The organism is Pseudomonas brassicacearum, assembly GCF_003732225.1.
Classification (GTDB): domain Bacteria; phylum Pseudomonadota; class Gammaproteobacteria; order Pseudomonadales; family Pseudomonadaceae; genus Aquipseudomonas; species Aquipseudomonas brassicacearum_E.
Genome location: NZ_MOBJ01000007.1, coordinates 338,264 through 351,763 on the forward strand (window position 1 = coordinate 338,264; position 13,500 = coordinate 351,763).

Here is a 13,500-nt window from a genome sequence, read left to right on the forward strand (position 1 = left end):
AGAACGGCACGTTATCAGGCGTGAACCCGCACCCAAACAGAAACCAACACCGTCGCCGCCATCAGCCACGCGAGCGCCGCCACCGCCAATGATGCCTCCAACCGCAGCCGATCCACCATCACATACAACATCGCCAGGTAAACGAAGTACGGAATGATCGACCACATGCCAAACACGATGGTGGTCTTCAGGTCGTCCAGCGAGCGGCCCTTGCCGACGATGTAATGAGCGATCAGTGCAAAGGTCGGAAACAGCGGTACCAGGCCTGCGATGTAATAGTTTCTGGTTTTGGCGAGGAAGGCGAGGATCACCACCACCGCGGCGCCCAGTGCAGCTTTCAACAGTAGATCCACGGAACGTCTCGCAGTGGGTTAGTGACTCAAACCGTATTTTTTGACCTTGTCGAACAGCGTGGTCTTGGCCATGCCCAGTTCCAGGCTGGCCTGGGTCAGGTTGCCGCCGCTGCGCTGCAAGGCGTCATTGAGCAGATTGCGCTCGAAGGCTTCCACCGCTTCGGAGAACGCCAGGCCTTGGGCGGCGCCACTGGTGCCGGATTTCTTGAAGACCGGCAAACCGAGAGCAAAACGCTCGGCGACGTTGCGCAGTTCGCGCACATTGCCGGGCCAGTCGTGGCTCATCAGGGTCGACAGGGTCTGGTTGTCCAGTTCAGGCACTGCACGGTCAAACCGTAGCGACGATTGCTGCAAGAAGTGTTCGAACAATTGCAGGATGTCTTCGCGGCGTTCACGTAGCGGCGGCAGTTCCAGGGTCACCACGTTCAAGCGGTAATACAGGTCGCTGCGAAACTGGCCGACTTTGCTCAGGTCATCGAGGTCGGACTTGGTCGCCGCGATCACCCGGCAGTCGACCGCAATGTTCTGGTTCGAACCGAGCCGCTCCAGCGTGCGCTCCTGCAACACCCGCAGCAATTTGATTTGCAGCGCCAGTGGCATGCTTTCCACTTCATCGAGGAACAGCGTGCCGCCGTTGGCGTGTTCGATCTTGCCGATCCGTCGTTTGCCGGCACCGGTAAAGGCATTCGCTTCGTGACCGAAGATTTCGCTTTCGAACAGGTTCTCCGGCAAGCCACCGCAGTTCAGCGCGACGAATTGCTGCGAGTGACGGCGACTGAAGTCATGCAGGCAACGCGCGACCAACTCTTTGCCGGTGCCGGTCTCGCCTTCGATCAGCACGTTGGCCGAGGTGTCGGCGACGTTGGCGATCAGCTCGCGCAGGTGCTGCATGGCGGGCGAGCGGCCGATGATCCGCCCCTCAAGGGAGTCGCGTTCGGCCAGTTGCCGACGCAAGGAGGTCACTTCGCGAGCCAGACTGCGTTGCTCCAGGGCGCGGCGCGCGACGTCTACCAGGCGTTCGGGGGAGAACGGTTTTTCCATGAAGTCGTAGGCGCCTTTTTGCATCGCGCCGACCGCCATCGAGATGTCGCCATGGCCGGTGATCAGCACCACCGGCAGGCTGCGATCGCGCGCCTTGAGGCGGCTCAGCAGTTCCAGGCCATCGATGCCCGGCAGGCGAATGTCGCTGATGACGATCCCGGCGAAGTTGTCGCCGACTCGCGCCAGGGCTTCTTCAGCGCTACCGACACCTTCACAGGGAATATCTTCCAGGGCCAGGGCCTGCTGGCAACCGAGCAGGACATGGGGATCGTCTTCGACGATCAGCACACTAAGGTCGTTGTTCATATTGGCTCGGCGGGAAGGGGGCTTACCAACGGTAAACTGAGGACGAAAGCAGTACCACCGCTGGTCGGGTGTTCGACGCCGAGGTGACCGCCAGTGGCGGCGGCCAGGCTTGCCGACAGGGTCAGGCCGAGGCCCAGGCCCTGTTCGCCGGGTTTGGTGGTAAAGAAAGGTTCGAACAAGTGCTTGCGGGTTTCGGCGTCGATGCCGTGGCCGTTGTCGCGTACGCGCAGGCGATATTTGCCGTCGACGACGTCACCCTCCAGCCACAGCTCGGGCTGCGGCTGCGCTTGCATGGCGTCCAGCGCGTTACCGATAAGATTGACCAGAATCTGTTCCAGACGGGTCTGGTCGATCTGCACTTGCACATCGCTGAACTCGCGGTGCAACAGCAAGCGAGCGCTTTCAAGGCGAGCGCCGAGCAGTTGCAAGGCGGCGTCTACCGCTTTGCCGAGGCTGGCCTGGCCCTGATCGTCACCGCGCCGGGCAAAGGAGCGCAGACTGGCGGTGATCCGGCCCATGCGGTCGATCAGTTCATTGATGGTTTTCAGGTTGGCACTGGCGATGTCCAGCTGACCGCGCTCAAGAAAGCGCACGGTGTTGCCGGACAAGGTGCGCAAGGCGGCCAGCGGCTGGTTCAATTCGTGGGCAATGCTGGTGGACATCTGGCCGATAGCCGCGAGTTTGCCGGCCTGGACCAGTTCATCCTGGGCCCGGCGCAAGGTTTCTTCAGCCTGGCGGCGTTCGCGGATCTGGCTTTTCAGGCGTTCGTTGCTGGCACGCAGGTCGGTGGTGCGCTCGGTGATCTTGCGCTCCAGTTGGCTGTTGGCTTCTTGCAGTGCTTCACGGGCAGCGAGGCGGGTGGCGATGACTTTGCGTCGTTCGTTCCAGGCGATCAGCAGGAACGCCACCAGCGCGAAGGCCACCGCGACCAGAATGCCCTGATTGATCGCTTCGCGGCGTAAGTCCTGGAGCGGTGTGAGCAGGGTGAAATTCCACGGTGTATCGCTCAAGGGGCGGGTTTGCGACAGGTAGCTGATTTCCTGTTCATCGGAGACCAGCTCGGCGTTGGCCGGGAAGGTGATTTTTTCCACGCCTTCGGACAGTCGCTCACGGGCCAGCGGTTCCAGTTCGTTGAGCGGGAACCAGTAATATTGCAGGCTGCGGGCCAGGCGTTCTTTGGTGTCATCGCTGAGCGGGCGAACCGATTTGAGCCGGCGCGCCGGGTCGCTGGAAAGAATAATGATGCCATTCTCGTCACTGACGAAGGCTTCCAGGCGTGCACGCTGCCAGCGCTCTTCCATGGCTTCGAGGCGGACTTTAACCACTGCGACGCCGATGATCTTGCCTTGCTCTTCGAGGCCGTGGGCCAGGTAGTAACCGGGTTCGCCGTTGGTGCTGCCGATGCCGTAGAAACGCCCCGGCTGGCCGCGTACGGCATTCTGGAAATAGGCACGAAAGGACAAGTCTTCACCGAGGTAACTGTCGACATCGCGCCAATTGCTGGTCGCCAGCACCCGACCGGTGGTGTCCATCACGTAGATCGCCCGACTGCGGCTGCGCCGGTTCAGGCCCTCGAGGTAATCATTGACCGCTTGCCGGTGTTCAGGCGTAGGGTCGTCCAGCAGTTTGGAAACACTCGACTCGAGTTCCAGCAGGCTGGGCAGGTAGGTGTATTTGCTGATCTCGCTTTCGACCGCGCGGGCGTGCAGTTCCAGCTGCCGTTGACCGTTCTCGCTGAGGCTGCGAATCCCGTAGTGTTCGCTGACCCAGAAGCCGACGTAACCCAACCCGACCATCAGCAAGATGACCAGCGGAGGCAGAAACAGATGGCGAATCAGACGGGGTTTCACGGCAAGTGATGGCGGCGCTGCGCGATAGAGAGTGGGGTCGCATTTCATCACAGATGCCTTGGGTCAACCACAACACAAATCTCCAGACCACCATCGGCCCTTGTGGGAGCGAGCTTGCTCGCGATAGCGGACTAACAGTCGACATCATCATTGACTGGTAGGCAGTCATCGCGAGCAAGCTCGCTCCCACAGGTGGGGAGCGGTGCTGTTGTTAGTGCTGCAGGATTTTCTCGAGGAAATGCTGCGCACGGTCGGAGCGGGCGTTGATGTCACCGAAGAACTCTTCTTTCTTGCAGTCTTCGATGATTTTGCCCTGATCCATGAAGATCACCCGATCCGCCACTTTACGGGCGAAGCCCATTTCGTGGGTTACGCACATCATGGTCATGCCTTCGTGCGCCAGTTGCACCATCACGTCGAGCACTTCGTTGACCATTTCCGGATCGAGCGCCGAGGTCGGTTCGTCGAACAGCATGACGATCGGGTCCATCGCCAGCGCGCGGGCAATCGCCACACGCTGTTGCTGACCACCGGAGAGCTGGCCCGGGTGCTTGTGGGCGTGAGCCGAAAGGCCGACGCGCTCAAGCAGTTGCAGGCCTTTTTTGGTGGCTTCTTCCTTGCTGCGGCCCAACACCTTGATCTGCGCGATGGTCAGGTTTTCGGTGATGGTCAGGTGCGGGAACAGCTCGAAATGCTGGAACACCATGCCAACGCGCGAGCGCAGTTTCGGCAGATCGGTCTTCGGGTTGGCGATGGACGTGCCATCGACCACTACGTCGCCTTTCTGGAACGGTTCCAGGGCGTTGACGCATTTGATCAGGGTGGATTTGCCGGAGCCGGACGGTCCGCACACCACAATCACTTCGCCTTTTTTGACCTCGGTGCTGCAGTCAGTCAGTACCTGGAAGTCGCCATACCACTTGTTGACATTCTTGATAGAGATCATACGGCAAACCTTTTTTGCAGACGCTTGACCAGCAGCGAGGCGGCAAAGCTGATTGTGAAGTACACGAGACCTGCGATGATCAGGAACTCATTGGAGCGGCCAATGATGTCGCCACTGGCACGCGAGGCGTTGAGGAAATCCACCAGACCGACCGCGTAGACCAGCGAGGTGTCCTGAAACAGAATGATGCTCTGTTGCAGCAGCAGCGGGGTCATCTTGCGGAACGCTTGCGGCAGGATGATCAAACGCATCATCTGGCCATACGTCATGCCCAAGGCCTGGGCAGCACCCATCTGGCCCTTGGGAATCGACTGCACGCCGGCCCGGACGATTTCGCAGAAGTACGCCGCTTCGAACATCATGAAGGCCACGATGCACGAAGTGAACGCGCCGATCGGCGTGTCTTCGCCAGTGATCCAGCGCAGCACGAACGGCACCGCCAGGTAGAACCAGGTGATGACCAGCAACAGCGGAATCGAGCGGAAGTAGTTAACGTAGGCGCCGGCAATGTTCGACAGCAGTTTGTTGTGGGACAGGCGCATCAGTGCCAGGATCGTGCCGAGGATGATCCCGCCGACCACGCCCATGATCATTAGCTTGAGGGTCATGACCATGCCGTTCCACATGCCCGGCAGGGACGGGATGATGCCCGAGAAGTCGAATTCCATCATTTACCCCCTACGGAAATCAGGCCCGGTACGGCAACTTTCTTCTCGACCATGCGCATCAGCAGCATCAGGCTCATGTTCAGGGTGAAGTAGATCAGGGTCGCCAGGGTGAAGGCTTCGAACAGGTTGGCGGAGAACTCGGCGGTCTGTTTGGTCTGCGCGAGCAGTTCCATCAGACCGATCAGGGAGGCGACGGACGAGTTCTTGAATACGTTCAGGAATTCCGAGGTAAGCGGCGGAATGATGATCCGGTAAGCCTGGGGCAGCAGCACGTTCCAGTAGATCTGCGGCAGCTTGAAGCCCATGGCGCGAGCGGCGGATTCCTGGCCACGCGGCAACGCCTGGATGCCGGTGCGCACCTGTTCGCAAACACGCGCGGTGGTGAACAGGCCCAGGCACACGACGACGCTGAGGAAGGCCGAGGTGGTCGGGTTCAGGTCCTGCTTGTACCAGTCCTGCAGGTTTTGCGGCAACAGGTCGGGTACCAGGAAGTACCAGATGAACAGCTGTACCAGCAGCGGCACGTTACGGAAGAGTTCGACGTAGCAGGTCGCGATGCCCGATACGATGCGGTTCGGCACGGTGCGCATGACGCCCAGAATCGAGCCCAGCAACAGGGCGATAATCCATGCCGCGACAGCGATGGCGATGGTCCAGCCCAAACCGGAAATGTACCAGTCGAGATAGGTCTCGCTGCCCACGCCGGTGGACTTGAAGAACACGCCCCAGTCCCAGTTGTAATTCATTAGGGTCTCCCCTCAGATCGATCGATGTACAAGTGCCCGCCTGGGGAAACTCCGTTCCCTCTGACCTCGACGGTCAGGCACACGCGATCGGCTCGACAACCACCGGTTCGAGTGCTTCCAGAAAATGCCAGCAGGTAGTGACTGCCTCCTGAACGGGCGAGGGCCCTTTCAGGAGGTAAGGTTAGTCAGAAATCAGGATTTCTTTTCGTCAGCCGCTTTGTCGGTCGGGTTGGCGATCAGAGCCTTGAGCTCGTCGCTCATCGGGAACATCAGGTTCAGGCCTTTTGGCGGGATTGGCTGCATGAACCATTTTTCGTAGATCTTGTTGATCTCGCCGGACTTGTAGGTCGCGATGATCGCGTCGTCGACAGCCTTCTTGAACGGTGCATCGCCCTTGCGGACCATGCAGCCGTAGATTTCGTAGGACTGTGGAGTACCGGTTACGGCCCAGTCAGTCGGCTTCTTGGCCTTGGCCATTTCACCGGCCAGCAGCGCGTCGTCCATCATGAAAGCCACGGCGCGGCCGGTTTCCAGCATCTGGAAGGACTCGCCATGGTCTTTGGCGGAGATCACGTTCATGCCCATCTGCTTGTCGGCGTTCATCGACTTCAGAATGCGCTCGGACGTGGTGCCGGCGGTGGTCACGACGTTCTTGCCCTTGAGGTCAGCGAAGTCTTTGTAAGTCGAGTCTTTTTTCGACAGCAGCTTGGTGCCGATTTCGAAGATGCCAACGGAGAAGTCAACTTGTTGCTGACGTTCGGTGTTGTTGGTGGTGGAGCCGCACTCGACGTCCACAGTGCCGTTCTGCACCAGTGGAATACGGGTTTGCGAGGTGACCAGGTTGTACTTGACCTGCAGGTTCGGCATGTCCAGGTCTTTTTTGATGGCTTCGACGATTTTCAGCTGAATATCGTGGGAGTAGCCGACCGGTTTGCCGGAAGCGTCTGCAATGTAGGAAAACGGAATAGAAGCATCGCGATGCCCCAGGGTAATGGTGCCGGACTCTTTGATCTTCTTCAGGGTGCCGGTGAGTTCGGCGGCGAAAACTGGCGTGCTGATCAGTGCGGCAGCAATGGCTGCGCCCAGGATATGGGGAACGATACGCATCAAATTTTCCTCAACATTGTTTTTATATGGAGCCAGTTCATCGGCCCTTATGTACTGCGGAATGCCTTGACGGCTCCTGAAGTGCTGGTACATCAGACATTCGTCCCAGAGTGTAGAGCATGACTCGTGCCAGGCCATGCCGCCTCAATCAAGGCATTGATTTTAAAAGATATTAAATATTTATGGCGTTGATTCAAGGGCTAATAAGTCCGGTTAACCGAATCGACTGACGGGTCGCGTTCGGAAAACCGAATGCAATCCCCCGGTCACCGAATACCCTGTGGGAGCGAGCTTGCTCGCGATGAGGCCGGCACATCCAGCATTGAGGTTGCCTGACACACCGCTATCGCGAGCAAGCTCGCTCCCACAGTGGATTTGTGATGTGCATCAGAATGCAAAAAGCCCCTGAATCGTGAGATTCAGGGGCTTTCGTTGAACCGGATTACCGATCAGGCCGCTTCGATCTTGCTGCGGTTCTGTTCGACCTTGTTCAGGTACAGCTGCACGTTTTCTTGTTCCGCCTTGGTGGTAAACAAGCCCAGTTTGCTGCGACGCCAGAGAATGTCGTGAGCGGTGGTTGCCCATTCTTCGCTGCACAGGTAATCGACTTCGCGGGTGTAGAGACCGCCACCCAGGTGTTCGCCCATGTCGTTCAGGCTCTGAACGCCTTCGAGCATGTGCCAGGTGCGGCTGCCGTAGGTGGTGGCCCAGCGCCGGGCAATTTCCGTCGGCAACCAGTCGAACTTGTCGCGAATCAACGCGCTCAATGCCTGCGGCGTGGTCATGTCTTCGCCGCCTGGCAGGGTCGCCTGCGCGGTCCAGCTCGGCTTCATGTCCTTGAAGTACGGTGCCAGTTGCGCCATGGCCGACTCGGCCAGTTTGCGGTAGGTGGTCAGCTTGCCACCGAACACCGACAGCAGCGGGGCTTCCTCAGTGCTGCCGGACAACGCCAGGGTGTAATCGCGGGTCACGGCCGAAGGATTGTCGGATTCGTCGTTGCACAGCGGACGAACACCGGAATAGGTGTGCAGGATGTCGCTGCGGCTGACTTGTTTCTTGAAGTGCGCGTTGACCACTTTCAGCAGGTAGTCGGTCTCGCCTTCGGTGATCGCGACTTTTGCCGGGTCGCCGGTGTATTCGCGGTCAGTGGTACCGATCAGGGTGAATTGATTGAGGTACGGAATGGTGAACACGATGCGCTGGTCTTCGTTCTGCAAAATATGCGCGTGTTCGCCTTCGTACAGCTTCGGCACGATCAGGTGGCTGCCCTGGATCAGGCGGATGCCGTAAGGCGATTCCATCTTCAGGTCATCGCGAATGAACTTGGCGACCCATGGGCCGGCGGCGTTCACCAGCGCCTTGGCGCGGATCGTGAACAGGCTGCCGTCGGCGCGTTCCAGGTTCAGTTCCCACAGGCCTTTGTTGCGACGGGCGCTGACGCAGCGGGTCTGGGTGTGAATGTGGGCGCCTTTTTCGCGGGCGGCCATGGCATTGAGCACCACCAGACGGGCGTCGTCGACCCAGCAGTCGGAGTATTCGAAACCTTTGGTGATTTCGCTTTTCAGCGCGCTGTCGGCGCCGAACTTCAGGCTCTTGGAACCGGCGAGTTTTTCCCGCTTGCCAAGGTTGTCATAGAGGAACAAGCCCGCGCGGATCATCCACGCCGGGCGCAGGTGCGGGCGGTGCGGTAGCACGAAGCGCATCTGTTTGACGATGTGCGGGGCCTTGGCCAGCAGCACTTCACGCTCGGCCAGGGCCTCACGCACCAAGCGGAATTCGTAATGTTCGAGGTAACGCAGGCCGCCGTGGATCAGCTTGCTGCTGGCGGACGAGGTGTGACTGGCCAGATCGTCCTTTTCGCAAAGGAACACCGAAAGACCGCGGCCGGCGGCATCTGCTGCAATCCCCACACCGTTAATCCCACCGCCGATGACGGCGATATCGTAGACCTCGGCAAGAGGGGGTGTAGGCAAGGTTGAAGTGGGCATCGGCTGGCCTCGGGGTTCTTTCAATATTTGAATTCGAACATTAATGTTCATTTGCGAAAATAGTAGCGCATAAATCCAGGCGCAACCAGCCGGCTTCGATTGAAAATTCTGATTGAAGGGAGGGGAAAGGAAAATTTTCGAACATTCAGGCCCTCGGTAGGGCGCGGAAGGTGTGGTGAATGGGCGGCCGCCATCGCGAGCAAGCTCGCTCCCACAGGGATTGCGCGGACTCTGTGGGAGCGAGCTTGCTCGCGATGGCGCCGCTATAGGCGACGAAAATCTCGGGGGAGGGGTTAAACGACTTCCAATCGAATCTTGTGCTGGCTCAGCAGTTGCGCCAATGCCGGTACTGGAGCGTGGTCGGTCACCAGGCAGTCGATCAGGCTGATCGGTCCCAGGCGGACCATGGCGTTACGGCCGAACTTGCTGGAGTCTGCTGCCAGCAAGACTTGCCGGGCATTGGCGATGATCGCCTGCGAGACCCGCACTTCCTGATAGTCGAAATCGAGCAGGCTGCCGTCTTCATCGATACCGCTGATGCCGACCAGTGCGAAGTCGACCTTGAACTGGTTGATGAAGTCGACGCAGGCCTGACCCACCACGCCGCCATCACGGCGTACGTTGCCACCGGCCAGCAGGACTTCGAAGTCATCCTTGGCGCTGAGGATCGAGGCGACGTGCAGGTTGTTGGTGATCACCTTGAGCTGGCTGTGGTTGAGCAGCGCCCGGGCGATGGATTCGGTGGTGGTACCGATATTGATGAACAGCGAGGCGTGATCGGGAATCTGTGCGGCGATGGCTTCGGCGATGCGTTGTTTCTCATCGCGCATCTGATCGGCACGCATGGCGTAGGCAGTGTTTTCGACACTTGAATCGTAAGCGGCGCCGCCGTGATAGCGACGCAGCAAATTCACTTCCGCCAATTGATTGATATCGCGGCGGATGGTCTGCGGTGTAACGACGAACAGCTGAGCCATTTCCTCGATACTGACGTAACCGCGTTCGCGGACCAGTTCGAGGATTTGCTGCTGACGGGGAGGCAGATTCATAGGGCTTCCTTTGGGCTGCCGTGCAAAATTTGCCCATGATGCCGTACGAATCACCTCCCTACCAGTTACATACCGATACGAATCCGCTACTTGGCTTATTCAGCGCCTTCGTGCGGTTCCCAGTCGCGGGTGCGGCTGACGGCTTTTTTCCAGCCGGCGTAGAGTTTTTCCTTCGAGGTTTCGTCCAGTTGCGGGTCGAACTCACGTTCGATCACCGCCTTGCCGCGCAGTTCGTCCAGGCTGCCCCAGAAACCGCAGGCCAGGCCAGCCAGGTAGGCGGCGCCGAGTGCAGTGGTTTCACGCATTTGCGGGCGCTCGACCTTGGTGCCGAGGATGTCGGCCTGGAATTGCATCAGGAAGTTGTTCGCGACCGCGCCGCCGTCTACGCGCAGGGCTTTGAGGCGTTCGCCGGAGTCCTGTTGCATGGCGTCGAGTACGTCGCGGGTCTGGTAGGCAATCGACTCCAGTGCTGCACGAATGATGTGATCCACGCGTACGCCGCGAGTCAGGCCGAACAGTGCGCCACGGGCATACGGGTCCCAGTACGGAGCGCCGAGGCCGGTGAAGGCTGGTACCAGGTACACGCCGTTGCTGTCCTTGACCTTGTTGGCGAAGTATTCGGTGTCGTGAGCGTCGTTGATGATCTTCAGCTCGTCACGTAGCCACTGAACAGTGGAACCGCCGTTGAACACCGCGCCTTCCAGTGCATAGGCGACTTCGCCGCGTGGGCCGCAGGCGATGGTGGTGAGCATGCCGTGCCTGGATTTCACCGCTTTGTCGCCGGTGTTCATCAACAGGAAGCAGCCGGTGCCGTAGGTGTTTTTCGCCTGGCCCGGTTCAACGCACATCTGGCCAAACAGTGCGGCCTGTTGGTCGCCAGCGATGCCGCCGATGGCGATGCCGCTCTTGGTGTGGCCGTAGATTTCCGACGACGATTTGACTTCCGGCAGCATCTCACGCGGGATGTCCAGCACCTCGAGCATCTTCGCGTCCCACTCCAGGGTGTGGATGTTGAAGAGCATGGTGCGCGAGGCGTTGGTGTAGTCGGTGACGTGGGTCTTGCCGCCGGTAAATTTCCAGATCAGCCAGCTGTCGATGGTGCCGAACAGCAACTCGCCTTTGCGTGCACGTTCGCGGCTGCCTTCGACATTGTCGAGGATCCACTTGAGCTTGGTGCCGGAGAAGTACGGGTCGGTAACCAGGCCAGTGGTGTCGCTGATGTACTGCTCATGGCCATCGCGTTTGAGCTGCTGGCAGATCTCGGTGCTGCGGCGGCACTGCCAGACGATCGCGTTGTAGATCGGACGGCCGGTGGTCTTGTCCCACACCACGGTGGTTTCACGCTGGTTGGTGATGCCGATGGCTGCCACCTGATCGTGATGCAGGCCGGCTTGCGCCAGGGCCTCGACCATCACGGCGCTTTGGGTGGCGAAGATTTCCATCGGGTCGTGTTCGACCCAGCCGGCTTGTGGGTAATGCTGGGCGAATTCGCGTTGTGCAGTGCAGACCACGTTGGCGTCACGGTCGAAAATGATCGCCCGGGAGCTGGTCGTACCCTGATCGAGGGCAATGATGTAGTTCTTATTCTGAATGTCGGTCATGTCGATTGCCTTGGACGAAATAAGGGAGTGGGGTGGGGCGCATGATCAATGGTGGGCAGGATCACGCGCCGCCGCTTTCAGGAGATTCGTGCTTTGCCGTCAATGGCGGGTTCTGCATCCTTTGTAGCAGGTATGGCGATCGGCAGATGACGGGCAATCAGCCCGCGATAGGCCGCAGCGCCGAGGCAAGCACCCAGGATCGGTGCAAAGATCGGAATCAGGAAGTACGGGATATCACGTCCGCCAGTGAAGGAAATTTCACCCCAGCCGGCGAAAAAAGTCATCAGTTTAGGGCCGAAGTCTCGGGCCGGGTTCATCGCAAAACCGGTCAGCGGGCCCATCGAGCTGCCAATGACGGCGATCAGCAGGCCGATCAACAACGGCGCCAGTGGACCTTTTGGCAGGCCGTTGTTGTCATCGGTCAGGGACATGATCACGCCCATCAGGATGGCGGTGATGATCACCTCGACCAGAAACGCCTGACCCGTCGACAGGGCAGGATTAGGGAAGGTCGAGAACACCGAGGCCAGTTCGAGGCTGGCTTGTGAGCCACGAACCATCTGGTGAGTTTGTTCGAAATCGAAGAACAGGTTGCTGTAAAGCGTGTAAACCAACAACGCTGCGCAGAAGGCGCCAGCGACCTGGGAGAAGATGTAGAGCGGCAGTTTACGCTTCTCGAAATCGGCGAAAATGCACAGCGCGATGCTGACGGCCGGGTTCAGGTGGGCGCCGGAAACACCCGCGGTCAGGTAGATCGCCATGCTGACGCCGATCCCCCAGATGATGCTGATTTCCCATAGGCCGAAGCTGGCCCCCGCGACTTTGAGCGCCGCGACACAGCCAGTACCAAAAAAAATCAATAAGGCAGTACCCAGGAACTCGGCCATGCATTGGCTCGAGAGCGAGGGTTGTTGTAATGCAGTTGTCATTGAAAACATCCTTTTTTGTTGTTGTTGGGCACTTTTTCCGAAAGGGTCCGAGCGCGATTTTCGCCGAGGCAGGATCCCCATCCTGGTCTCGGCTTACTGCCGGGTGCTGCGTGGAAACTTTTTCATACTATTCAGATTCGAAAAAATATAGACAAGAAACACTGCTGTCAAAGGTCGAAAGTGAACCATCAGTCATATTTAAACTATTAGTCAGGTGAATGATCATTTGGTTGGCCCTGGGACATTGCTGGATTTTCTCCTGCGCTTACCTGTCCTTAAGGGATCAGGGCCCGGTAATAGAGCCTTTTGCTCCGCGATGACCTAGAATCCAGCGCAGTATTTTTCTTTTGTCGCCAGGCTTGGAGCTGCCATGACCCCCGCATTGGATCTGTTGAAAAAAGTTCGTGCCGAACATCGCGTGCACAGTTATGAACATGATCCGAAGGCAGCGTCCTACGGGATGGAGGCTGCGGAAAAGCTCGGGCTGGATCCGGCGCAGGTGTTCAAGACGCTGTTAGCCGCGAGTGAGAAGGGGGAATTGCTGGTGGCCGTGGTGCCGGTCGTCGGAAGCCTGGACTTGAAGGCGCTGGCGCATGCTGCGGGGGTGAAAAAAGTCGAAATGGCCGATCCCGCTGCAGCGCAACGGGCGACGGGCTACTTGCTGGGCGGTATCAGCCCGTTGGGGCAGAAGAAGCGTTTGCGCACTTTTATCGATAACACTGCTCAACCTTTCGCGAGCATTTACGTCAGTGCGGGCCGACGTGGTCTTGAGGTCGAATTGGCGGCGACGGTGCTGGCCGAGCACACCCAGGCGAAATTCGCCGATATCGGTCGGGCCTGACTGCCGCGCTGTATGGTGAAAATCGGCAGGCTCTGTCTCTGGTTGCCACTTGACGGTTGATGCAAGCTCGTCCTT

At 59.0% G+C, this 13,500-nt stretch carries 12 protein-coding genes; 1 reads left to right on the forward strand and 11 read right to left on the reverse strand.

Features of this window, described 5'->3' with window-relative positions:
- Positions 1 to 14: 14 nt before the first annotated feature.
- The 11 genes from BK659_RS11480 to BK659_RS11530 form a co-directional block, all read right to left on the reverse strand.
- Entirely contained in the window at positions 15 to 344 is a 330-nt protein-coding gene (locus BK659_RS11480) for a GlpM family protein (RefSeq protein WP_185015346.1), read from the reverse strand.
- Positions 345 to 371: 27 nt separating this feature from the next.
- Positions 372 to 1,700, reverse strand: a complete 1,329-nt coding sequence (gene aauR / locus BK659_RS11485; protein ID WP_123425172.1) for a two-component response regulator AauR — start codon at positions 1,698 to 1,700, stop codon at positions 372 to 374.
- On the reverse strand, positions 1,697 to 3,598 hold the full coding sequence (gene aauS, locus BK659_RS11490) for a two-component sensor histidine kinase AauS (RefSeq protein ID WP_123425173.1): 1,902 nt from the start codon (positions 3,596 to 3,598) through the stop codon (positions 1,697 to 1,699). The genes aauR and aauS overlap by 4 nt, the downstream gene beginning before the upstream one ends.
- A 163-nt stretch (positions 3,599 to 3,761) precedes the next feature.
- Positions 3,762 to 4,496, reverse strand: coding sequence for an amino acid ABC transporter ATP-binding protein (locus BK659_RS11495; RefSeq protein WP_123425174.1), 735 nt, complete (start codon positions 4,494 to 4,496; stop codon positions 3,762 to 3,764).
- Positions 4,493 to 5,164, reverse strand: coding sequence for an amino acid ABC transporter permease (locus tag BK659_RS11500; protein ID WP_123425175.1), 672 nt, complete (start codon positions 5,162 to 5,164; stop codon positions 4,493 to 4,495). The genes BK659_RS11495 and BK659_RS11500 overlap by 4 nt, the downstream gene beginning before the upstream one ends.
- The gene (locus BK659_RS11505) at positions 5,164 to 5,910 is read right to left on the reverse strand and encodes an amino acid ABC transporter permease (protein WP_123425176.1); all 747 of its coding nucleotides are present in this window, start codon (positions 5,908 to 5,910) and stop codon (positions 5,164 to 5,166) included. The genes BK659_RS11500 and BK659_RS11505 overlap by 1 nt, the downstream gene beginning before the upstream one ends.
- 192 nt (positions 5,911 to 6,102) lie before the next feature.
- A complete protein-coding gene (locus tag BK659_RS11510; protein WP_123425177.1) occupies positions 6,103 to 7,017 on the reverse strand; it encodes a glutamate/aspartate ABC transporter substrate-binding protein in 915 nt (304 codons plus the stop codon).
- A gap of 449 nt (positions 7,018 to 7,466) precedes the next feature.
- Positions 7,467 to 9,005, reverse strand: a complete 1,539-nt coding sequence (glpD, locus tag BK659_RS11515; RefSeq protein WP_123425178.1) for a glycerol-3-phosphate dehydrogenase — start codon at positions 9,003 to 9,005, stop codon at positions 7,467 to 7,469.
- A gap of 293 nt (positions 9,006 to 9,298) precedes the next feature.
- Positions 9,299 to 10,054 carry a DeoR/GlpR family transcriptional regulator gene (locus BK659_RS11520; RefSeq protein ID WP_071553568.1) on the reverse strand — a complete coding sequence of 252 codons (756 nt, stop codon included), beginning with the start codon at positions 10,052 to 10,054 and terminating at the stop codon, positions 9,299 to 9,301.
- 95 nt (positions 10,055 to 10,149) lie between these two features.
- Positions 10,150 to 11,655 carry a glycerol kinase GlpK gene (glpK, locus tag BK659_RS11525; RefSeq protein WP_123425179.1) on the reverse strand — a complete coding sequence of 502 codons (1,506 nt, stop codon included), beginning with the start codon at positions 11,653 to 11,655 and terminating at the stop codon, positions 10,150 to 10,152.
- A 77-nt stretch (positions 11,656 to 11,732) separates the two neighbouring features.
- Positions 11,733 to 12,584 (reverse strand): MIP/aquaporin family protein, encoded by an 852-nt coding sequence (locus BK659_RS11530; protein ID WP_123425180.1) that lies wholly within the window; start codon positions 12,582 to 12,584, stop codon positions 11,733 to 11,735.
- A 370-nt stretch (positions 12,585 to 12,954) separates the two neighbouring features.
- Between BK659_RS11530 and ybaK the strand changes: the two genes are divergently transcribed.
- Entirely contained in the window at positions 12,955 to 13,425 is a 471-nt protein-coding gene (ybaK, locus tag BK659_RS11535; RefSeq protein WP_123425181.1) for a Cys-tRNA(Pro) deacylase, read from the forward strand.
- Positions 13,426 to 13,500: the final 75 nt, after the last annotated feature.